18 protein-coding genes and 2 pseudogenes are annotated in these 21166 nt (G+C 70.6%); 8 read left to right on the forward strand and 12 right to left on the reverse strand.

Translation table 11 applies throughout. The features are described from left to right. Positions 1–33: 33 nt before the first annotated feature. Together AB0P35_RS20685 and AB0P35_RS20690 are read right to left on the reverse strand one after the other, a co-directional pair. On the reverse strand, positions 34–996 hold the full coding sequence (locus AB0P35_RS20685; RefSeq protein WP_363512477.1) for a hypothetical protein: 963 nt from the start codon (positions 994–996) through the stop codon (positions 34–36). Positions 997–1028: 32 nt separating this feature from the next. Further along, on the reverse strand, positions 1029–2042 hold the full coding sequence (locus tag AB0P35_RS20690; protein ID WP_363512479.1) for a polyprenyl synthetase family protein: 1014 nt from the start codon (positions 2040–2042) through the stop codon (positions 1029–1031). Positions 2043–2392: 350 nt separating this feature from the next. Between AB0P35_RS20690 and AB0P35_RS20695 the strand changes: the two genes are divergently transcribed. Beyond that, positions 2393–3406, forward strand: a complete 1014-nt coding sequence (locus tag AB0P35_RS20695; protein WP_363512481.1) for a terpene cyclase — start codon at positions 2393–2395, stop codon at positions 3404–3406. A 100-nt stretch (positions 3407–3506) separates the two neighbouring features. Here the strand turns inward: AB0P35_RS20695 and AB0P35_RS20700 are convergent, their stop codons facing one another. The 7 genes from AB0P35_RS20700 to AB0P35_RS20730 form a co-directional block, all read right to left on the reverse strand. After that, entirely contained in the window at positions 3507–4823 is a 1317-nt protein-coding gene (locus AB0P35_RS20700; protein ID WP_363512483.1) for a cytochrome P450, read from the reverse strand. Between the two features lie 140 nt (positions 4824–4963). Further along, a complete protein-coding gene (locus tag AB0P35_RS20705; RefSeq protein WP_363512485.1) occupies positions 4964–5584 on the reverse strand; it encodes an ATP/GTP-binding protein in 621 nt (206 codons plus the stop codon). After that, complete coding sequence (locus tag AB0P35_RS20710; protein ID WP_363512487.1) at positions 5565–5918, reverse strand: DUF742 domain-containing protein; 354 nt, start codon at positions 5916–5918, stop codon at positions 5565–5567. The genes AB0P35_RS20705 and AB0P35_RS20710 overlap by 20 nt, the downstream gene beginning before the upstream one ends. Further along, a complete protein-coding gene (locus tag AB0P35_RS20715; RefSeq protein ID WP_363512489.1) occupies positions 5915–6325 on the reverse strand; it encodes a roadblock/LC7 domain-containing protein in 411 nt (136 codons plus the stop codon). The genes AB0P35_RS20710 and AB0P35_RS20715 overlap by 4 nt, the downstream gene beginning before the upstream one ends. Further along, positions 6322–7776 (reverse strand): ATP-binding protein, encoded by a 1455-nt coding sequence (locus tag AB0P35_RS20720; RefSeq protein ID WP_363512491.1) that lies wholly within the window; start codon positions 7774–7776, stop codon positions 6322–6324. Before AB0P35_RS20720 ends, AB0P35_RS20715 begins: the two co-directional genes overlap by 4 nt. Before the next feature lie 328 nt (positions 7777–8104). Further along, a complete protein-coding gene (locus tag AB0P35_RS20725; RefSeq protein WP_363512493.1) occupies positions 8105–8485 on the reverse strand; it encodes an STAS domain-containing protein in 381 nt (126 codons plus the stop codon). 772 nt (positions 8486–9257) lie between these two features. Then, positions 9258–9635 carry an ATP-binding protein gene (locus AB0P35_RS20730; RefSeq protein WP_363512495.1) on the reverse strand — a complete coding sequence of 126 codons (378 nt, stop codon included), beginning with the start codon at positions 9633–9635 and terminating at the stop codon, positions 9258–9260. A gap of 712 nt (positions 9636–10347) precedes the next feature. Here AB0P35_RS20730 and AB0P35_RS20735 point away from each other — a divergent pair. Continuing rightward, positions 10348–10725 carry a hypothetical protein gene (locus AB0P35_RS20735; protein WP_363512497.1) on the forward strand — a complete coding sequence of 126 codons (378 nt, stop codon included), beginning with the start codon at positions 10348–10350 and terminating at the stop codon, positions 10723–10725. A gap of 107 nt (positions 10726–10832) precedes the next feature. Then, positions 10833–11393: pseudogene (locus AB0P35_RS20740) on the forward strand (ATP-binding cassette domain-containing protein); the annotation flags it as partial. A gap of 66 nt (positions 11394–11459) precedes the next feature. Here the strand turns inward: AB0P35_RS20740 and AB0P35_RS20745 are convergent. Next, on the reverse strand, positions 11460–11705 hold the full coding sequence (locus AB0P35_RS20745) for a hypothetical protein (protein WP_363512603.1): 246 nt from the start codon (positions 11703–11705) through the stop codon (positions 11460–11462). A gap of 459 nt (positions 11706–12164) precedes the next feature. Between AB0P35_RS20745 and AB0P35_RS20750 the strand changes: the two genes are divergently transcribed. From AB0P35_RS20750 to AB0P35_RS20760, 3 genes are read left to right on the forward strand one after another with little or no spacing between them, the layout of a single operon-like run. Then, on the forward strand, positions 12165–13532 hold the full coding sequence (locus AB0P35_RS20750; RefSeq protein WP_363512499.1) for a hypothetical protein: 1368 nt from the start codon (positions 12165–12167) through the stop codon (positions 13530–13532). Next, on the forward strand, positions 13529–14623 hold the full coding sequence (locus tag AB0P35_RS20755; RefSeq protein WP_363512501.1) for a DUF917 domain-containing protein: 1095 nt from the start codon (positions 13529–13531) through the stop codon (positions 14621–14623). The genes AB0P35_RS20750 and AB0P35_RS20755 overlap by 4 nt, the downstream gene beginning before the upstream one ends. Next, on the forward strand, positions 14620–16164 hold the full coding sequence (locus AB0P35_RS20760) for a helix-turn-helix domain-containing protein (RefSeq protein WP_363512503.1): 1545 nt from the start codon (positions 14620–14622) through the stop codon (positions 16162–16164). Before AB0P35_RS20755 ends, AB0P35_RS20760 begins: the two co-directional genes overlap by 4 nt. A gap of 407 nt (positions 16165–16571) precedes the next feature. Here AB0P35_RS20760 and AB0P35_RS20765 read toward each other — a convergent pair whose 3' ends face one another. After that, a complete protein-coding gene (locus tag AB0P35_RS20765; protein ID WP_363512505.1) occupies positions 16572–16802 on the reverse strand; it encodes a hypothetical protein in 231 nt (76 codons plus the stop codon). A 389-nt stretch (positions 16803–17191) separates the two neighbouring features. Between AB0P35_RS20765 and AB0P35_RS20770 the strand changes: the two genes are divergently transcribed. Beyond that, positions 17192–20089 (forward strand): AAA family ATPase, encoded by a 2898-nt coding sequence (locus AB0P35_RS20770; protein ID WP_363512507.1) that lies wholly within the window; start codon positions 17192–17194, stop codon positions 20087–20089. 247 nt (positions 20090–20336) lie between these two features. Further along, entirely contained in the window at positions 20337–20858 is a 522-nt protein-coding gene (locus AB0P35_RS20775; protein ID WP_363512509.1) for an ATP-binding protein, read from the forward strand. Between the two features lie 61 nt (positions 20859–20919). On the opposite strand, the pseudogene AB0P35_RS20780 reads toward AB0P35_RS20775, so the two are convergent. After that, positions 20920–21100: pseudogene (locus AB0P35_RS20780) on the reverse strand (beta-ketoacyl-ACP synthase); the annotation flags it as partial. Positions 21101–21166 lie beyond the last annotated feature (66 nt).

A 21166-nucleotide genomic window follows, 5' to 3' on the forward strand; every position in this document is an offset into this window, starting at 1 on the left:
GGGCGTGGGGGCGGAACGGGAGGGTGGCACCGCTTACAGGCAGGCGTACTCGTCGGGGTCGTAGCGCGGTGATCGGATCGTCCACTGCACGAACCCGGAGGTGAAGTCCTTCAGGCCCTGGATGTAGCGCTGCAGTTCCCGGCGGTCGCCGAGCGGGGAGTGTCCCAGCTCCGCGCAGGCGGCCTCGAAGTCGGAGATCTTCGTTCGCAGGACGTGGTGGGTCTGGTCGACCGCGGCCTGGACGTCGCCGCCGCCGGACGCGGCGAGGACCGTGATGATGTTGCTCGTGGCGCCGGTGGCGACCTCCTTGCGGTAGGAGAGGAGGTCCTGCATCAGCCATACGTAGTCGACGTGGGCTGTCTGCAGTCGGCGGACGGTGGCGTCCTGCAGGATGTCGTCGTCGAGGTCGATGCCCAAGGCGTACTCCACGAGCACCATGTCGATGGGCTGTCCCACGGTGAGGTGGCGGTTGCGGGCGTACTCTTCGACGTCCGCAGTGGTGGGCGCGGTCAGCTGCAGGCCGGCCCAGTGCAGACACCCCTCGATGTAGCGTTCGAGGCACCCGGTGAACCGGATGAACTGCCGCGCAGGCATGCGGGCGGCGAAGCCCTCCAGAATGCTGCGGTACAGCGGCTCCCACTTGGTCTGCGTGCCCGAGAAGCCGCCTCTGAGCGAGCGCAGTTCGGCCGCGACCGCCCCCGCCCGGTCCTCTTCGCGTTCGTCGTCGGCTTCGTCGTCCCAGCTGGCCAGGGTGGCGGCGAGAGCGCAGATGTCGCGGGCCTTGCTCCGGTCGGCGTCCGGCCACGCGAGGGTCGCCAGGAGTGGGTAGTCCGATTTGACGAACAGGTCCGCCCGATCCGGGGCGAAAGCGCCGAAGGACAGCAGCCAGCCCGTCAGTTCCTCCTGGAGTGCCCGGTAGTGCTCTCCACGCCTCGCGGGATGCGGCCACTCGTCCGCGAAGACCTCCAGACCGGTGATGCCGGCGAGCATGCCCATGAATCCCTTCTCTTCCTGCGCGCAGGTGCCACTCAGCGGTCCCGTCCCACAACCATCGCCGCAAGCGCGTCCAGGTCGCCCCGTGGGCCGCTTGCCGCCCCGAGAGCCTCCAGGCAACCGAGGGCCGCCCGGACGTGTCCCGCCGCCCTCGCCTCGCACCAGCGTCGGCCGCCGGCCTCCTCGACGAGCTCCGCCGCCCTGCGCAGAGCCGCCTCGTCCAGCGCGCCGGGCTGCCCGTAGAGCGCCGCCAGTTCCTCGCCCTGCGCCGTCCCGCTCGTGAGGGCCGCCACCACGGGCAGGGACTTCTTGCGCGCAGCGAGGTCCGCGAACACCGGCTTTCCCGTGACGGACGGGTCGCCCCAGATCCCCAGCGTGTCGTCGACCAGTTGGAACGCCAGGCCGAGGTGGTTCCCGTACTGCCGCGCGGATTCCGCCCGTTCGGGGTCGGCGCCGCCCGCCAGGGCACCCAGGACGCACGCCGCACCGATCAGGGCACCCGTCTTGCCCGCGGCCATGGTTGTGCACTCCTCCACACCCACGCGGCGACGGCTCTCGAACGCGACATCGGCGCTCTGCCCCTCCACCAGCGACCACAGGGCCGCCGACAGATGGGGCACCGCCCGGCTGTCCTGCTCCACGAGGACCTGCAGGCCCAACGTCAGCAACGCGTCACCCGCCAGAATGGCCTGCGGTACCCCGAACACCGTCCATGCCGTGGGCCGGTGCCGGCGCACCGCATCGCCGTCCATGACGTCGTCGTGGAGCAGCGAGAAGTTGTGCACCAGCTCCACCGCCACCGCTGCCGGCACCGCGTCCTTGGCGCACCCCCCCACCGCCTCGGCGAACAGGAAGACGAGGGCGGGCCGAAGCGCCTTGCCCCCGCCGGCGCCCCCGCCGGACCATCCGAAATGGTGGTCGACGACTCGGCGGATCGAATTCGGCAAACGTGCCGCCGAACTCCACAGCGCAGGCCCAACTAATTCCTGCGCCCACCCTAGAATATCTGCCCCGGTTCGGTTACCTTTTGCCGCTGAAACGGCTGCCACGGACACCCCTCTGGTCTGAATGAACAGAACCGCGCTCAAGTGGCGCAGACACTACCGAGATCGGCGGACCGTCAGGCAGGCCCAATCTGTCTCTGGGTCCCCACCCCGGTGGCGACCCGGGAATCCGATCCGCCGAACGGTACAGCGCTGCAGCTCGGACACCTGGACGTGGCCAGCTGGTGTGGAAGAGCGATTGGTGCCGGCGGCTCAATCGGAAATGTTTCACGGATTTTTTGGTGTGCCGGTCCAGGCTGAAGGGAAGTGGTGTCCCTTGGAGCGATAAGTGCTCTTGGCGCCTGGGTGAGCCGAGGGCCTTTCAACTCTCCGATAAGGCCGGCGAAAGGTGAAGAATGCCCCGCGGCGTGTTGTTCTCAATCTCGTTCGACGAGCAGGTGAATCCGTATCTGGAAGAGGCCCGCAGTGGGCACATCGAGTGGATCCGGGCGATGGAGCTGGTGTGCAGTGAGGAGGCACTGCAGGACTACCTCGTGTGGGACGTGCCCCAGGCCGCTGCGCGGACGTACCCGCACGCGTGCGTCGAGGACCTGGTCATGCTGATGAACTGGTTCTCGTTGACCTTCCTGCTCGGCGAACAGTTCGACGACGCCCCGGCAAATCGTGCGGAGCGGATCGCGTGTGTGGCCCGCGAGCTGATCGTCCTCCCGTTCGAGCCCGACGAGACGGTGCCCATGGGGCGGTGTCCGATCACGGCGGCCTGGGCGCAGGTCTGGAGCTGGGCCTCGGAGGGGATGTCCGAGCCGTGGCGCGACCGTTTCTGCTCTTCCTGGGCGCGGTGCCTGGCTGCACACGCGGCACAGGCCCAACTGTGGGCAGGTGGCGAGGTTCTCGCTCTGGACCGGTACCTGGCTCTGCGGCGGGCCACGGTGGGCATCCATCAGGTGGATGCAGCCGAGCGGGCCCATGGGACCGAGCTGCCGCCCCAGGTGTCGTCCCATCCATTGATGCGCAGGCTGCGCGCGGCCGCTGCGGACGCGGCCGCCTGGATGAACGACATCCACATGCTGGAGTGCGCGGAGCAGCAGGGCGACGGGCACAACCTGGTGGCCGTCCTGCGGCACGAGCGGGGCTACTCCCGGAAGGCCGCGATCGACGAGGCGCTGTGGATGACCCGGCAGCAGCTGCAGGTGTACCGGCAGCTCGAGGCGGGCGTGCCACGGCTGTACGACGAGTTGTGGCTGACGACCGATCAGCGGGCTGTGGTGGAGATGGGGATGGGCGCCATTCAGGCCTGGGTCCGCAGCCATCACGACTGGGCGTTGGATGTGGGGCGTCGCGGGGTGGGGAGGGCCCGCGGTTGTGGTGCGGCGCCCGAGGTCCGAGGTCCTGCGGCCGGTGGGTGCTGAGCGCCGATGGGTGCCTCGGGCACGCGTCCGGCCGGGGCCGGTGCCGGCCCGGTGGGCTGCCGAGAGAGTGTCGGCAGCCCACCGGCCCGGTGGGGGAGTGTCAGTCCCGTCCGCGCAGGCGTCGCCACAGCGTGTCCCAGCGGGAGGAACGCGGGGGCGCAGGGTTGTCCGGGACAGTGAGGACGTCGTCGTGAGTCGGGTCGGTGCCCGTGGCGGTCTGGGCCGCCCAGGTTCCGAACGGGCTGTCGCCCGCCTCGCCCGTGCCCGTCGCCCAGCGGGGAGTGAAGGTGACGGGGAGCGCGTTCAGGTGGCGCGACCACGTGGACGAGGTCCAGGACAGTTCGCTTTCGGCGACGGCCAGTTGTACGTCGGGCAGGCGAACCAGCAGGGTGTCGACAGCGATGCCGGTGACGGTCCGGCCGATGTCTTGGCCGGGGCACTCGTGTGCTCCCCGGCTGAAGGCGAGGTGGGAGCGGTTGCCGTGGACCGGGGTGCTGTGATCGGGGCGGATGGACGGGTCGGTGTTGCCGGCGGCGAGGCCGAGCAGCAGCAGATCGCCGGCCCTGATGGAACGTCCCCCTAGGTGGGTGTCGGCGGTGGCGTAGCCGCCGATGCAGACGGTGACGGGGGGTTCGTCCCACAGGACCTGCTCCACGGCGTCCGGGACGGTCATCAGTCCTCCGGTGAGGGAGGCACGGAAGCGGGGGTCTGTCAGTACGACGCGCAGGGTGTTGGCGACCAGGTTGGTGGTGGTTTCGTTGGCGGTGACCAAGACCAGCCACAGGTGGTGCAGCACCTCGTCGTCGGTGAGCCGGGAGGGGTGTTCGAGCAGCCAGGACGCGAAGTCGTACCCCGGATCGGCCCGTTTGCGTTCTACCAGACGGCGCAGGGTGTCCATGATGTACGCGCTGTGGACGACGGCGGCTTTGGTGCCCCTGACGAGTTCGGTGCTGGCTTCGACCAGTCGGGGGCCCTCCTCCTCGGGCAGGCCGAACAGGTGGATGAGGACCAGCATCGGCAGCTGCTGGGCGTACTGGGCGAGCAGGTCGGTGTTGCCGGTCATGGCGAAGCGGTCGATCAGCTGGTTGGCGTAGCGCTGGATGTGGCGGCGGATGCCGCGGCGGTCGAAGCGGGCCAGGCCGTCGGTCACCGCCGAACGCAGCCGGCGGTGCTCCTCGCCGTCCTGGGAGACACAGTCCGGGCGCCAGGTCAGAACCGGGGCGAGCGGGGAGTCGGGGGCGATCAGGTTGTCCGGCCAGTGCCGCCAGTGGCGGGAGTCGCGGGAGAAGCGGCTGGGAGTGCGGGCGACAACCATGTTCTCGCGGTAGCCCAGGACGAGCCAGGCGGGCACGTCGTCCTGCAGCAGGACGGGCGCCACCGCGCCGTGCTGTTTGCGTAGCCGTTCATACAGGCCCATCGGGTCGCTCGCGTGTGCAGGACCGTACAGGCGGGCCACACCGCCGGGGCCGGCGGCGGCATGTGCCGGGCAGCCCGGTGGCGGGGCGGGATGGGAGCCAGGGTCGGGTTCAGGCCGGCCGGCATGGCGGGGAGACGTGGTCACGGTCGCTCCGAGGACGTGGTGAGGGAGTAGAGGTAGCGGATCAGGGACAACAGGACGTCTCGGCTCGATGCGCGGTGGCGGGCGTCGCAAGCGACGATGGGTACGGATGCGGGCAGGTCCAGGGCCTCGCGCAGGTCCTCCACCAGGTGGACGGGGGCGCCGTCGAACTGGTTGACGGCGACCACGAACGGGAGTCGGCGCTCCTCGAGTTGATGGAGCACGTCGAAGCTGAGCTCCAGGCGACGCGGATCGACCAGGACCACCGCGCCGAGGGCTCCCTCGAACAATCCGTTCCACAGGAACCAGAAACGCTCCTGGCCGGGAGTGCCGAAGAGGTAGAGCACCAGCTCGTCGCTGACGCTGATCCGGCCGAAGTCCATGGCCACAGTGGTCGAGGTCTTGCCTTCGAGCCCGGCGGTGTCGTCGACGCCGATGCTCGCCTCGGTGATCCGCTCCTCGGTGGTGAGCGGCTGGATCTCGCTGACCGAGCCGACCATGGTCGTCTTGCCCACGCCGAAGCTTCCGACGACGACGACCTTGACCGCGCTGGCGACGGAGGCCGGCAGGGCGTGCACTGCGGTGGCGCCCGGCCGCAGGTCAGAGCTTGGATAGTCCATGCATCACCGCCAGGAGGAGTTCGGTGTCGGGGAGCGAGGCGGCCGGGACCGGGGCCCGTGACTCCACCCGGTGTTCGGCCAGCAGGTCGGCCAGCAGGACCTGGACCACACTGAGAGGCAGTTGCAGGTATGCGGATATCTCGGCCACCGACAGCGGGTAGTGGCACATCTGCAGGATCCCGGCGTGTTCGGGTGCCATGCCGGGCTGTGGCTGCGAGCGCGACACGATCAGGGTGACCAGGTCGAGGTCGGCCACCTGGCCGGTGCGGCCGCCGGTGATGACGTACAGCCGCTCCGGGCCGGCGGGCTGCCAGGCGGCATCAGGGGTACTCACCTGGCCGGGTGCCTTTCCATGCGGGGCGGACTGCTCATGTGGGCGCCGATCCGGGCCACCAGATCGCGCATGCGAAGGCCCATGAGGCCGGCGTCTACACCCTCGTCCGCGAGGACCGCGAGGTAGGCGTTGGCGCCCGCGGCCATGAGGTAGAAGAATCCGCCGTCGACCTCGATGACGACCATCCGCATGCGGCCGCTGCCGTGGGGGAACTCGTGGGCGACCGCCGCGGACAGGCTCTGCAGGCCGGCGCAGGCGGCGGCGAGCCGGTCGGCGGTGTCGGTGTCCGCGCCGTACTGAGCCATCCGCAGACCGTCCACGGACAGCAGGACGACGTGACGCGTCAGCGGGACGCTGTCGGCGAGCTCCTTGAGCATCCAGTTCATGTTGGAGCGTGTCTGGTTCACCGGTGCCTACCCTTGCCTGACGGTTCGTCGTTGTTGCCGGTAGGGGATGCCGGGCTCTCGCCGACACCGCCCTGGAGGAAGTCGCTCAGCCACAGGCCCGGTTGGACCGGAGGCGGGGCCGGTGTTGCCGGGGCAGGGTTGTGCAGGGCCGGGGCCGCGGTGGTGCGGCGGCGACGCTGGGGAAGACCACGGCTGTTGTGCTCCAAGACGGCCGGTTGCCCAGGCGTGTCCGCCGCCCGTGCGGGCGTGGTGGGCGGGGAGGCGGTCACAGCCTCGGGGCCGGGTGCCGCCGTGGCTGCCGGCATGGATGTGATCAACCTCTGGGGGACTACGAGGATCGCCCTCACTCCGCCGTACGCGGAGGGCCGAAGAGCCACCTGGAAGCCGTTGGCCTGGGCGAGTCTGGCGACCACGGACAGGCCCAGGCGAGGGTTCTCGCCCAGGTCCGCCAGGTCGAGTCCGAGCGACGACTGGGAGAACACCTGGTCGGCCCGGGCCCGGGCCTCGTCGCTCAGGCCGACGCCGCCGTCCTCGATCTCGATCGCCACGCCCGACTGGACCTCCACTGCCGTCATGTGGACGCGCGTCTGCGGAGGCGAGTAGCGGGTGGCGTTGTCCAGCAGCTCGGCGAGCGCGTGGATCAGCGGCTCGACGGCGGACCCCGACACGGCCAGGTCCACCACCGAATGGAGTTCCACCCTGCGGTAGTCGAGGATTCGCGACATGGCCCCACGCAGGACGCTGAACAGAGGCAGGTCCTGCGGCCACTGCCGCCCCGGGCGCGCGCCGCCCAGGACGGCGATGCTGTCAGCCAGGCGGCCGATCAGCGCGGTCCCGTGGTCCAGACGAAGCAGGTCGCCGAACACCTCATTGTCCTCGCCGTGCCGATCCTCCATCTCCCGCACGTCGCGGGCCTGCTGATGGACAATCGCCTGAACCCGGCGCGAGACGTTGACGAACGCCTGCTGGGCGGAGTCCCGCAGTTCCTCCTCGGCCTGCACCGCCTCCACGAGCAGGCGCAAGGTCGCCTCCTGGGCGGCCTTGAACTCCGGGTCCAGCCCGGGCGGGTAGGAGCTGCCCCGCAGCACTTCCTCGGCGGGGTACCCCTGCTGCAGTCTTGCCACTGCTTGCGGCAGCAGGACCCTGGCCAGGCTCAGGGCCGCGCTGCGGTGCAGTGCCAGCCGCTGGGCGAAAGAGGTCTCCTGCGCCGCGCACCGGTCGCGTGCCGCGGCCAGGGCGCGGCCCCTGCGGGCCGCCTCCGCCGACACGAGGGCCATTCCGAGGGCTGCGAGCCCGCTGCCGACACCGACCGGCATGCGGGAGGCCGCGCTGACGGCCGATGTAGTGACCGCGCCGCACGCGGCCACGGCGGTGGGCGGCAACACCCACAGGAATGCGGAAACGGGCCGTCCGGCTTCGGACGGTGATCTGCCACGACCGAGCATCGACATCCTCAACAACGGTGAAGGTTCTGGGACACAAACCGGGGCACCTGTCCGCCGGGCCGGCGGACAGGTGTGGCGAAACGGGGGCGGGGCGCACGATGCCGAGGGCGTCATGCCCGGCGTGGGAGTGAAGAGGGGTGCTCGATGCGCCCTGCCCTGCCGCGCGGCCGTTCACGGTTCGCCGGGGATGACCTGGCTCAACTGCCGTGAAGCGCTGCGGTGTTCGGATCATATCGCGGTTCGTACCCAGATGCCCAAATTATGGCGATTTGCACCGAATCTCCCCTACTCCGGGAAGCTGGGTGCAAGGCCGACGTTCACGTCGGCCGCTCGTTCAGCCGTCGAGATCGGGCGCGAGGAGTTCGGAAGCCCGTGCGGCGACGATGGTGCGCACCAGCTGGTCCCGCGGCCGAGAGAGGCAGAAGACGGCGCGGGCGGCGATCGCCGCGTGGCGGGCCCGCAGGAAGGCATGGATACCGATGACGTCGCAGAACGAAAGGGCCGCGACGTCGATGTCGAGCGCGGGGGGCCGCCGGGTCAGACAGTGGGCCACCGCCTCGTCCAGGGCCGAGATGGTGGCCAGGTCGAGTTCGCCGGCAAGCCTGATACGGGCCGTACCGTTTGCGAGCAGGGACCATGTCGTCAGTAACGGCGCAGACGGAAGGCACAGTCCGAGGTCGCCATCCTGGTCCGGGTGCGTCGGCTGCTGCTGCACGGCGAGTCCTGCCAGTCCTCTGCCCAGGTCCGTACGGGTGGGGGCATGTGTCGGCACAAGGCGGCGGCCACGGCCGCGCCGTCCCACTTCGGCCATGGGATTCAGACCCTTCCATTACATGGGGGCTGTGGCCTGCAGGCCACAGCCCGGCTTTTAGCAATCCGGCGCACGACAGAAGGCGGGGAGCGCCAGGTCCCCGGTCGGCGATCGAGGGTGGATCGACCTGGCTGCCGCAGGGTGCAGCCAGGCTCGGATGCAAGGGCGGCAAAGCACCGGTAGGCGGGCACCGAGGCCGGTCCCGCCCTATCGGAGGCCCGGACGCCGATGGGTGCGGACCGCCCTCCTTTCCGCCGTCCGAACGCCGCGGCCGTGTGGGGTGCGGTCCGCGTGCCCGCGGCGCCCGTCCATCAGCGATCGCCCTCTCCTTCAAGAGTGATTCAGTGTCGCGCGGAAGACGAACACCCCTCCCCGGTGGGGGAGGAGAGGCGTCGCGTGGAGCGGGAGAGCCGTCGCCGCCCCGCCGGCGCACGTGACGGACTGCAGGGCACCGCCCAGGGGTGTCGGGCGGAACCGCGCGGCCGCAAGAACAGATGGGGAACCCGTGGCCGGGTAGGCCGGGCTCCCGGCACAGAGTGTGATCAGCTGATAGGAGGTGTCAAGCTGTGTGGGACCCAACTGCCTTGAAAATGAGAAACATTGAGCCCGGCGACCTAATGGGGCCGGGCCCCTGGCAGCGCCGCGCCGCCGTCGCACCGGCATCGCCCCAGTGGCCTTACGCGGTGTGCGGCGCCATCTCGCAGTAGACGGCCTTCCCTCCCGCCGACGGCAATACCCCCCAGGAACGCGACAGCGTGGCGATCAGCAAAAGCCCTCGACCCGAAAGCGCCAACTCCGTCGGGCGTGACCGCGCACCCATGAACGGGTCCGGATCGTGCACCTCCAGGCGCAGCAACGTGCCACGTTCCTGGACGACCACCATCAGTGGCACGCCGGCATGACGGGCATGCGTGACCGCATTGCTGAACATCTCCGTGACGACCAGTTCGGCCTCGTCCAGCGGCAGCCGGTCGGCCGCCGTCGAGGCAACCACACAACCGCGCACGTACCGGCGCACCCGGCTGGCCTCGCGAGGTATAGGCGAGAACAGCACGCGATGGACCCCTCCCACCGGAGCGCAACGACTGGCGGTGGTGCGGCAGCACGCGGGCTGCGGCGCACCGTGCGCCGTGGGGTGAAGGGCCGCGACTGGCATATCCGTTCTCCCTTTCCTGGTCTTGAGGCGAGTGCCCGCCGGTAGATCCCGATGCTCGGACGCCACACGCCGCACGGGTTCCTCGAACTGCACCGCTCTGCGGGCACGGAGAGAAATACGGACCACCGCGTGCAGAGCCAGGTTGCGAGTACGTGCAGCACGCTAGCCCGGCTTCCTCACCCCGCTTTGGGCCCGATGCACATCCCGCGCCGCGAGCACTGTGTCGACGGCACAGATGCCGCCCCGCCGCACCCGTGAGCCCCGGGCCCCGGGTGCCGACCCGCAGACCAAGTCGCCGTCGTGGCCCTGTCGTCGCAGTCGCTGACTCAAAATCAAAACAGCAGCTCGAAGCTCGAATTGGTACCACAGGCCCACGTCATGGGGCCCGTGTGGCCGATAGGTTGTCGATCACGACGCGGGAGCGCCCTCACATCCATTGCCTCAGGCCTGACACGCAATCGCAGCGGGTACACCGAACGTGCCACGAAGCCGCCGATGCCCTCCGGTGGGGTCCCCGGCGACTCGCACAGGCGAAACGGCCCGCGTCCCGGCAACGCCGTCCGCTCGATGCAACGGACCGGCACCCTTTCAAGCTCGGGAGAAAATAGACATGGTGGGGCGAAGGACAGGGACGGCGGCCGCAGCGGGCACGGGCTGCGCATCGCAGCCCCGGGCCGCCCAGGATGGCGCCCCCGCTCCCAAACACATCGCGTTCTTCGGCTTCGCCAAGGCCAACTCCTACGCCACGGCGACCTTTACCGGCATCAAGCAGTACACGAAGGCACACAGCGCCAGCGCCCGGTCCATCGACGGGAACTTCGACGCCCAGACCCAGGCCAGACACTCCGTAGCCGGCAAACCACTTGCCTTCGTAGCCAACGGTGCCTCCAAGCAGGCCGTTGACGCCGTCAAGCAGCACCGCTGGTTCGCCGCCTGCTGCCTCCCCCTGATCATGGGCGCCAAGGCCGCGGAACTCGGACTCGACTAAGCCCTCGGCAAGCACGTGAACCAGACCAACAAGGCCACCGACTTCGGCGTCCCCAACGCCGCGGGCACGGCGGACACCCTCAAGAACATCGCGGGCGAGTACGACGAGTGACACCGCCCCGACCGGCGCACACGCCGCCCGGACCGAGAGCGACCCCCCACCCCGGGAGGCACCCGCACGCCCCCACCGAACTGCGAGCCGAAGCCATCCGCATCCGCTACGGTCCCACCACCGCGCTCCACGACGTCTCCCTCACCCTCCGCGCAGGCCAGAGCCACGGCCTCGCCGGCGGAAACGGCGCAGGCAAGACCACCGTGCTGCGCGCCCTGGTCGGCGTACTGTCGCTCGACGCTGGCCGCGTTCTGCTCGACGGCCGGGAATTGTCCTCGGGAAACCCCCGCCGAGCAATCCGCCACTGGATAGCGATGAGCCATCAAGAGCCGTTGGTGGTACCGGCGCTGAGCGTCCAGGGCGACGTCCTGTCCGGCCGTTGGGCACACCGGGCAGGCCTGCGCTCCACCCGCGCCGACCGGCTCCGCCAGCTGTTGGAGGAGACCGGATTCGGCCTCGACCCCGCGGCATCGGCCGGCCGGCTGTCCCTCGCCGACCGCCAGAGGGTGGAGATCCTGCGGGCCCTGGCCGCCGGTGCGCGGGTCCTGGCCATGGACGAGCCCACCGCCCCCCACCCCAGCCCGTCCCCCGCCACCCCGTCGGCCCACGTTCCCCTCGTCCTGTCAGCGCACGGACTTCGACGGTGCGGCGTAACGAACACCATCGACCTCCAAGCCCGTGCAGCAGAGATCCTCGGCCTCGCCGGCCGACTCGGTAGCGGACGCACCCGGCTGTTGCAGGCCCTCTTCGGCGCCGACGACCGAACCACCGACACGGTCCGGGTCGTCGGCCACACCCTGCGGCGGGCCGCGCTGCTGCGCCCCCGCACCGAGCGGGTTGCCGCCCGCGCCGCGGCCCGCATCCTCCACCTGACCGGCGCGAACTGGGGCAGCCCGGTACTGACCCTCTCCGGTGACAGCCAGCAGAAGACCCTGCTCGGCGAAATGGCTGCTCCTCGCCCTCCTGCGCACCGACGCACACCGCACCGGGACACCAGCATGCTGAACCCCATGGACACCGACGGCACGAGTAGCCCCACCACTCCACACCGACCCGGCCCGCACGGTGGTCCTCACCCTCAGTGGCGGTTTGCGCGGCCCCGGCCGGCACGGCACCCCTGGCAGAGCCGACCGCGATCGCAGCCGCCGTTATCGGCGGCACCCAGCGTCCGACGGATTCAACCTCCTGGGTTGGGACACCTACGAACAGGTCGTGCAGGGGCCGCTCATCCTCGCCGCCGTCGGCACCGACCAGGCACTTAGACGCCCCGCCTGACCACGAGTTTTAGCATCCCGGCAGCACCAAAGACGAGACGAGAAAGGCCGCTCATGCGGATCGGCGTCCGGTTGGACACCACAGGAGCACATGCCGTCCTCGCGAACGGCCCGCGCGTCGTCACCGCGGCCTTCGCACCGCACACCGAGCACCCCGGCGAGGCCCTGGCCGCCGTGCTGCGCACCCCGCCCGGGGCCGACCGTCCCCAGGACACCGTCGACTCGGTGACCTGGGACGTCTCTGCCCTCCTGGCGGCCTCCCTCACCGCGCTGGCCACGCCCGGCCACGACGCCCGCAAGGGCCCGGTCGCCGGACCGGTCGCCGCGCTCCGCGTCGTCCCCCGCCGCCCGCATGGCTCGCCCCGGGCCGCGCACCCCTCCTCACTGGTCACCTCCCTGGTCACCTGGCGGGGCACGATCACGGGCGGACACGACCTCTTCGGCGCCGAACTCGCACCGCTGGACGTACAGGCAGCCCGAGACTGCGCCCGCAGTGCCGAGGCCGCAGGCCTGACCACTCTGGCGATCACCGCCACCGGCGCAGGGGCCTGTGCCGATCACGAACAGGCGATCGCCGCCCAACTTCTGGAAGGCTTCCCGAACCTGCGCCTGTGCCTGTCCCACCAGGCCGGTGGTGTCGGACTGCTCGAACGCGAGGCGACCATTGTGGTCAACGCCGCCCTGCTGGACATCGCAGACCACCTCATCGACCAGTGCGAGCAGGCCACCGCCCACGCCCTGCCCAAGGCCTCCTGCTGGTTCGCCAGCGGCGACGGCGGCCGCATCCCGGCCAAACGGCTGCGCTGGCTGCCCGTCCTGGGCCTGGCCGCGAGCACCGCGGCCGCACTGATGGGCGCCGCAGCCCTGGCGGGCCGCCGCCGCGCCCTCGTCGCGCTGGTCACCGCCAGCACCATCACCACGGGGCGGATCGACGACGACCTACCGCACGTCGAGCCGGACCGGCACAACCCCCTCGACATCCAACTGACGCTCCCGCAGGCCGCGATCGCCGCCCACCCGGCAGGACCCGCCACCACCGACACCTGGCTCGTCGACCACAACCCACAGCCGATCGACGTGGTTGCCGTCCTCGACGAGGACGCGGCCGTCCACGCCCAGCGACTCCTGCAGGCCGCCAGCCGTGCAACCACCCTCCTGCGCCCCCAGGCCGACCTTGCCGCCCTCGGCGCGGCCTGCAGCGAACCCAGTGCCTGGCTGGACCTTCTGGTGCCCGTCAGTGCCCCCGAGGAACTGGAACGCATCCAGTCACAGGCCGAACAGCGAGCCCTCACCCAGGTCGCCACCGGCGGCGCCCAAAGCGAACGTATCGTCAGCTCCGTGGCCAGCCCTGTGGGCTACCTGAGCATCTACCGGCTGCAGATCCGTGCCGCAGCCCGCGCCCGAACAGGAACCGGCCGATGATCAACGGTTTCCTCGCTGCCGCCGACCTGCCCGTCCTGGTGGCAGGAAATCAACTGCTCTGCCCCGCCATGGGCGCGCCGGGCGTCGACGGCGTCACCCTGTGCACGGACGAACTGCTGCGCCGGCACGGCCCCGTACCACTGATCGGCCTCGACACACTGCCCGACGACGCCCTGTGCGCCGCCGTCGGAGCAGTCGGCGGGTTTGCTCCACTGATCGAACTGCCGCCCGTCGGCGATGAGTTCACCCTCGCCGTGCGCGCCCTGGAAGACAGGCTCGGGCGCCGCCTGGACGCGGTCACCACACTCAACGCCGCAGGCCCCAACGCCCTGTTCCCCATCGCCGCGGCCGCCGCCCTGGGCCTCCCCCTCGTCGACTGTGACGGCATGGGCCGGATCCTTCCCCTCATCCACCAAACCACTTACCATCTGGCCGGCCTGCCCGCCGCGCCGTTGGCCGCCAGCAGCCAGACCGGCGACGTGATCGTCCTGCAGACCGGTTCCGCACGCGCAGATCGGCTGTTGCGCGGCGTCGTCGACGCCTCGGGAGGCTTCATGATCTGCGCCCTCTACCCGGCCACCGCCAGCCAGTTACGCCGTGCGGCAATCACCGGCTCGACCAGCCGGATCCTCGAGGTCGGCCGCCTGCTGGCCGCCGTGTCCGGCCGGACCGCCCTTCTCGGCGGCCTCACCCGCACCGTGGGCGCGCGTCTCCTTGCGGGCGGACGCATTGTCGAGGTCGGCCGTACCGATCGCACCGTCGGCACCCGCCACTACCCCTCCATGCCGTCCGGCATCGTGGTGCAGGAACCCGGCCGATCCGGCCGAACCCTTCGCCTGGAAGCGCAGAACGAACTGCTTCTGGCCCTGCTCGACGGCGCAGTGGTCGCCGCCGTGCCGGACGTGCTGTGCCTGGTCGACCGGCAGCGGCAGCGCCTGGTCGGCCTGGAACAGGCGGCCGTCGGCGATCATGTCGACGTCCTCGTGATCGCCGCGGACCCCCGGTGGCACACCCCCCAGGGCCTCGCCCTGGCCGGGCCGCGCGCCTTCGGTTTCCCCGTCCGCCACCCGAGCGAGGCAAGCCACCGATGAGCCGACCCCCCGCACCCGGACGCCTGACGGTCGCCGAACTCGTGCGCCTGGGCCCGCTCGGCCGCGCCCGCTCCTGCGGCGCCCAAAACCTGGACCGAAAGGTCTGCGGCGTCGCACTGATCTCCTCCTTGGACGGCACCAGCCGCAGCGCACCGGGCACCGCCCTGGTGCTCCATCCCGCAGCCGCGGCCGGGTACGGAGTATGGGCTTTGGAATCCGCCCTGAGATTGGCCTGGGAGTGCAACGCCTCCTGCATCGCCGCCCCCGACGGGACCACGGTCACCGGCCCCACCACCCGGCTTGCCGAACGGCTGCACATGCCGCTGTTCATCGTGGAGGATCCCTGTGACCTCGCGCTCAAACTCGCGGCGACGATCGCCGACACCGATGCCGCCCGCGCCCGACTGACCGCCCGCTGCGCGGCCTTGTTCGGTGAGCTTGGCAAGGCACGCGACATTCTCGGGGTGATCAACAGCGAGGTTCCCGGCGTCAGTGCCGCGCTCCTGTCCGGTGACGGCCGCCTCCTGGCAGGCCGAGCCGTCGCTGCACGGGCCGACGACCGTGTCCATCGGCTCCAGGTTGCTGTTCCCGGCCCGGACGGCCGCCCCTGGGCCACTTTGGTCGCCCATTTGCCTGCAGAGTTCTGCGCCTGGCGAGAGACCGTGGAGACGATCCTGCGCCTGGCCCGGGCCCCCCTCGCACTGTCGGTGGCACAAACCCGGCTGACCACAGCACATCGCGCCGCAAGAGACCGACTGCTGCTGGAGACTCTGCTGGACGGACGGACAACCCACGCCGGCCGGCCCGGCCGCATCCGCGACGGCGGCCACGGTCCGGCGTCCGAGCCCGAGCATCTCGCCCGCGAGGCGGGTTGGCGGATCGACGGCAGGCACACCGCCGTTTACCTGCAGTCCCCGCAGGGCACGTCGCAGCTCAGCGAGGCCACGACCTACGTGATCGACCTGTGGCAGGAATCCTTCCCCGGACTGCCGGTCGTGCCCACGTCCCGGGGCTGGGTGACCTGGTTCACCGGCGAGGACGGCGAGCCCCGAGACGTGGCTGAGCGCGTCAGACGGACTCTTTCCGCGCAGCGCATCCCGATTCCGCTCGCCGCTGGCGTCGGCCGGCCGGGTGGCGGTGTGGCGGGCCTGCGCCGCTCGGTGACCGAGGCGGACCTGGCTGCTGCGGTGGCTGTGCGGCGCCACGGCGGCGCGGTGGAGCGATACAGCGATCTCGGGCTGCAGGTGGTGCTCGCCTGCCTGCCCGTCGAGGAGATCGCCACCGCGGCCCGCGTCCTGCTGTCCGACCTCGCGGCGGACCCCAAGGCGGATGTCCTGATCGGCACCCTGAGCGCATTGCTGGACTGTGCGGGTTCCACCGGCCAGGCGGCGGCGCGCCTGGGCGTGCACCGCAACACCATGCTCGGCCGCTTGGAGCGGATCCGCTCATGTGGAGTCGATCTGGACTCGCCGGACCAGCGACTGGCTCTGCACGTCGCCTGCTACGCCCTGTCGAGCGGCGCGACCGGTGCCCCTGCCTGATCCGTCGGCGTGCTGGGCGGCGGCTTCTTCACACCGTGGACAGCCTGCGCGCGTTCCGCGGACAGGTACCGCTCGGCCAGGTCCGTCAGCACGGCCTGCCAAACGCGCTCGGTCGGGTCCCCGTATCCGCCGCCGCCCGTCAGGCGGCGTACGGAGCCCCCGGCCTGCAGCGGCAGCCCGTTGGCCTTCAGCAGGTGCTTGTCATAAAGGCCCGGGGCCGGGGTGACGGAGCGTTCGAACCACAGGGAAACCGCACAGCCGGTGAGTGCAGTGCACCCCGCGGACCACGCCATTGCCGCCGCGTCAGCGGCCTGCCCCGCCGGAGTCGGGACGGAAGCCGTAGCGGGTGACTCACAGCGGACATCGGTCCTTCAGGACCTCAAGGGGGACGTCCTTCAGCGAGCCGTTCACGTTGCTGATGAGGGCGTCCTCGCCGTCCGAACCTCCCAGGCACCCCGGCCGCTCAAGGTGGCCTCCAGGCTGACGAACTGTCCGCCGTGCCGCGGGTCGCTGTCGGCGAACATGACCGCCATCGAGTCGCCGTGGCTGGCGGCCGCCACCGTGGCGGGCAACCCGTCGTAGAGCGCGACGTCCGTGAACGTGCCGCCGATGTCCATGGCCACGCGCAGCCGGTCCACCGGCGGCCTCCTGCTGTCAGTGCCGCCCTCAGCGGCATCTGCCGATCACCGTAGGAGAGGTGCCGGGCAGCGGGGCATGCCGTGCGCACAGGCGGCCGGTGCAATGGCGGGCGCACGGCCCGAACGGCTCGTTCCCGGTGCGCGGCGGCGGACGCCGGCTGGGCCGGTCGGGACGCCCGGCAGCGCGATTTTCTCGCCGGGCGGGCCGAAGCCCGTTGACGGCCGGGGCCCGCAGGCCTAGATTAAAAAGCAAGTATTAGCTTGGATATAGGGCCGGGGCTGTGGCACAGCCCGGGCGGTCAGTCCGCCACCTGCAGGGCGCACACGTGCCGGGACCGGAAGGCCCGGGAAGCCCTCGAGGACCACCGCGGCCCACACGGTCGTCCCGAGTGGAGGAACCCGAGGTGTCGATTGATGGCGGGCACCGCGCACAGGCGCGGCCGACCGTGCTTGTGGGGCGCGCCGACGAAACCGCCCGGCTGGTGGAACTTCAGTCCAGCGCCTGGGCCGGACACGGAGCCTCGGTCCTCCTGGAAGGCGAAGCCGGAATCGGCAAGAGCGCCCTCATGAACGTGCTGGCCGAACAGTGCCGCAGCGCCGGATTCCGCGTCCTGCACGGCGTCGGCGAGGCCCTGGAGCGGCGAACCCCCTTCCAGGCAGTCCGCTCGTGCCTCGGCTCCCAGCACCGTGAGCAGCAGACCGAACTGGCCCCCTTCACCGCCCGGCTCATGGGCAGCAGCGGCGCAAGCGGAGCCGACTGGGAATTCGGCGTCGCAGAGGCGTTCCTCGCCGTGCTGGACCGCTGGTGCACCCAGGGCCCGGTCGCCCTGCTCATGGACGACCTGGACTGGGCCGACGCCTCCAGCCTGCTGGTACTCGGCCGCCTCCAGCGCGTCCTCGGCCAGATGCCGCTGCTGCTGTGCGCGGCGGCACAGCCCGCGGCCCAGGAGGACAGCACTGCCCAAGCTCTGCGCACCCTGCGCACCCGCTGGAACCGGATACTGCCGCTGCCGCCTCTCGGTGTCGACGAGACCATCGAACTTCTCGCCCGCCTGACCGGCGGCACCCAGCCGGGCCCCCGCCTCCTCGCATACGTGTCGGCGGCGGCCGGGAACCCGTTGTACATCACCGAGATGGTTGCCGCCCTCACCACGCAGGGCCGCCTGCAGAACGCCGACGGCATCGCGGAGATCAACGCGAATGACGGACCCGAACCTGCCCCGCTGCCCGGCTCATTGGCGGAGGCCATCCTCGGGCGGATGGCCGACCTTCCAGCCGCGACCAGGGAACTCCTCGACGCGGCCGCGGTCATGGGCCCACGGGTGAGCCTCGCCGACCTCTCGACCGTGCTGAACATCCCGGCCATGCGGCTGTGGAAACCGGTCAAGAGCGCCATCGAGGCCGGCCTGCTCCTCGACGACGGAACCTGTCTGGGCTTTCGTCACGCCCTGGTCCGCCAAGCCCTCGTCGAGAACATACCCTGCGCTCTGCGTGGAGCGCTCGAGCAGCAGGTCGGTCGACAGCTGCTCCAGGCCGGCTCCCCACCCGAGCAGATTGCGGACTACCTGCGCCGCGTACCCCTGCCCATGGACAGTCAGACCCTGGACCGTCTGACCGAGGCGGCCCCGGCCATGGTGACCCGCTCCCCGTCGGCAGCCGCCGACGTACTGGGCAGGGCCCTCACCGAGGTGGGCGCCGACGACCCCCACCACGCCCCCCTGTACCTGCACACCGTGCGCGCCCTCCTCAGGTCGGCTCAGCCCACCAAGGCCGAGGAACTGGCTCGCCGGGCCCGGTGGACACAGACATCGACCCCCCAGGCCGTCGAACTGCGGTGGCTGCTCGTTCAGAGCCTGTACCGGCAGGGCGAACTCCAACAAGCAGCCACAGAGGCCGAATCGACGCTCGACATACTGCCCGTAGACCACTCCGCCTGTGCCAGATTCCACGCCTTCACCGCCCAATGCCACTACTTCATGGGCGACGCCCAGAACGCCGAACGCAGCGCACGCCGCGCCACAGCCGCGGGTGAAACCACCCGCGACACCTACTGCACCGCCTATGGACTGACCCTGACCGCCGCCTTGCGACTGCCTGAGACGCGTGCCGCCGAAGCGCTGGAACTGGCCGACCAAGCCTTGGCCGTGCTGGGCAACCAGGACATCGACCCGGACCTGCAGATGGCGCCGCACTTCGTCCGGGGCCTGGCGCTGACCGCACTCGATCGCTCGCAGGAAGCCCACCGGGCCTTCGACCGGGGACTCCAGGGCTGCGACCGAGGCGGCCACGATTACCTGACGTGGTACCACCTCGGCAAAGCACGCCTGCATTTCACCGGCGGTCGCTGGGACGACGCGCTCGCGGAGATCGGCGCCGGACTGGAAACCGTCGACCATTTCGGTCTCTCCCCGGCCCTGCGCACCCAAGCCGCCGTGATCGCGCTGCACCGTGGCCAGCCGCAGGAGTGCATCGCCCTCGCCGAGAACCCGGACGAGAGCCCGGACAGCGGCTCCTACGCCTTTTTGTACCGCTGGGCCAGGGCCTTGGGCCTGGAGGCCCAAGGCAAACCCGATCAGGCCGCCCAACTGCTCTTCGCCGAGGGAGAACCGGGTGTCGACAGCCCGGCGCGGCGCTTCCTGACCCAGAGACTGTCTCCGGACCTGGCCAGGCTGGCCGAGGCTGCAGAGGACACCGGACGGCTGCGCGGCGTCACCGAGGAACTGGCCGCCCTGGCAGCCGACGGGCAGAGCGCGGACCTGCGCGCCGAGGCACTGTACAGCCGCGGACTGCTGGAACAGGACCCGCAGGTGCTGCTCCAGGCAGCGCGCGGCTTCCAAGACAGCGGCCAACTCCTCTACGAGGCATACGCCCATGAAAGCGCGGCCGTACTGCTCGCCACCCACGGCCGGACGACCTCGGCACGCACCTGCCTCCAAGCGGCCCAGTCCCTGTACGGGCAGCTCCGCGCCGTCCACGACGCCCGCCGCGCCGAGAACCGGCTCGCCGCCGTCGGCGTGCGCATCCGCCGACGCGCCCAAAGCGGCGCCAGCACGGGTTGGGCAGCGCTCACCGAGACGGAGCGGGCCATCGTCGGTCACGTCGCGGACGGCTGCTCCAACCCTGACATCGGCGCCCGCCTCTTTCTCTCGCCGCGTACGGTCCAGTTCCACCTGTCCACGATCTTCACCAAGCTTGGGATCACTTCTCGGGTTGAACTTGCCGTCAGTTCCCGCCAGTTCGAAGCCGGGGCGGGGATCCGGGCCGACTCCGCGACCGCGGCCTGCTGAGGCCCCGGCCGCCGCGGTCGGCGAACTCCGCCGTCAGGCGGGATGGCGGATGTCTTTGCCAACAGGGCGCGGGAGCGTAGGAAGTGCGAAGTTCTCGGGCCCCGCTCGGGACCACGGTTCTCGGAAGGCGGAACCATGCGCAGGATCCGGGTCCGGAGACAGCCGGACCGCAAGTCCCCTTCCGCCCCGGTCGACCCCCGTACCCCGTCTGGCCGACCGATGCGGTACTGACGACAAGGACACAGCCATGTTCATCCCATCGGCCGAGTGCAGCCAGGATCAGCGCGCCGCCGGAGTCGCACCACTTCCACCGACCGAACAGGCGCCCCCTGCCCGCCGCGTGCCCACCGCCGCCCGACGCCGATATACCTTCGCTCTGCCGCCCTGCGAGGTCTCCGTCCGTGTCGCCCGTAACGAGGTTTCCAAGATCCTCTGCGGTTGGGGAGCTGGCGACCGGTCCGAAATCGTCGACTCTGTCCGGCTGATCGTCTCCGAACTGGTCACCAATGCTGTCCGCTATGCCGGCCAGGTCACCGCCTTCATCTCCGTCACGATGCTGCTCGACAGCCAAGGCGGGCTCCGACTCGGAGTCCGGGACGGCAGCCGGGAACACCCACACACCGGCCCGGTGCCCTCGGATGCCACTTCCGGTCGCGGAATCCCGATCATCCAGGTACTGCTCGGCGACAGCGGCGGGCATTGCCACACCGAGTCCCACCACGACGGCGGCAAGACCGTCTGGATCACCCTTCCCCGCCTGGTGCGCTGACCCGGGCCACCTGCCTTGTACCCAGGTCGGCGCAGTCGCCGGCCTGGTCTGCAATCGATGCTCTGCGTAGTGCTCTGATCTCGGCCAGGTCACCCTGCCGGGTCGAGGTCGCATGTGCGTTGACGTGGACGATCAACGCCGTCGAGCACGGTCTTCCGGAAGAGGCGCTCCAAGGCGGCGGCGATGCTGCGGTCTGTTGGTTTGGGGTGCGCGATGCGGTGGCTGTCGGCCGACAGACCCCGGTGACCGCCTCGTGTCTGTCCGGCCGGGACTGTCCTCAGACCGTCACGTTAAGCAGGGCTGTGACC

This window comes from Kitasatospora sp. NPDC085879, from assembly GCF_040686255.1.
Taxonomy (GTDB): domain Bacteria; phylum Actinomycetota; class Actinomycetes; order Streptomycetales; family Streptomycetaceae; genus Kitasatospora.

Excerpts from the sequence above, each read along its gene's own strand:
- AB0P35_RS20705 (WP_363512485.1), bottom strand. The coding sequence starts at position 5,584 with ATGGACTATCCAAGCTCTGACCTGCGGCCGGGCGCCACCGCAGTGCAC.
- AB0P35_RS20695 (WP_363512481.1), top strand. The coding sequence starts at position 2,393 with ATGCCCCGCGGCGTGTTGTTCTCAATCTCGTTCGACGAGCAGGTGAAT.
- AB0P35_RS20700 (WP_363512483.1), bottom strand. The coding sequence starts at position 4,823 with ATGGGCCTGTATGAACGGCTACGCAAACAGCACGGCGCGGTGGCGCCC.
- AB0P35_RS20685 (WP_363512477.1), bottom strand. The coding sequence starts at position 996 with ATGGGCATGCTCGCCGGCATCACCGGTCTGGAGGTCTTCGCGGACGAG.
- AB0P35_RS20755 (WP_363512501.1), top strand. The coding sequence starts at position 13,529 with ATGATCAACGGTTTCCTCGCTGCCGCCGACCTGCCCGTCCTGGTGGCA.
- AB0P35_RS20750 (WP_363512499.1), top strand. The coding sequence starts at position 12,165 with ATGCGGATCGGCGTCCGGTTGGACACCACAGGAGCACATGCCGTCCTC.
- AB0P35_RS20760 (WP_363512503.1), top strand. The coding sequence starts at position 14,620 with ATGAGCCGACCCCCCGCACCCGGACGCCTGACGGTCGCCGAACTCGTG.
- AB0P35_RS20720 (WP_363512491.1), bottom strand. The coding sequence starts at position 7,776 with ATGTCGATGCTCGGTCGTGGCAGATCACCGTCCGAAGCCGGACGGCCC.
- AB0P35_RS20735 (WP_363512497.1), top strand. The coding sequence starts at position 10,348 with ATGGTGGGGCGAAGGACAGGGACGGCGGCCGCAGCGGGCACGGGCTGC.
- AB0P35_RS20775 (WP_363512509.1), top strand. The coding sequence starts at position 20,337 with ATGTTCATCCCATCGGCCGAGTGCAGCCAGGATCAGCGCGCCGCCGGA.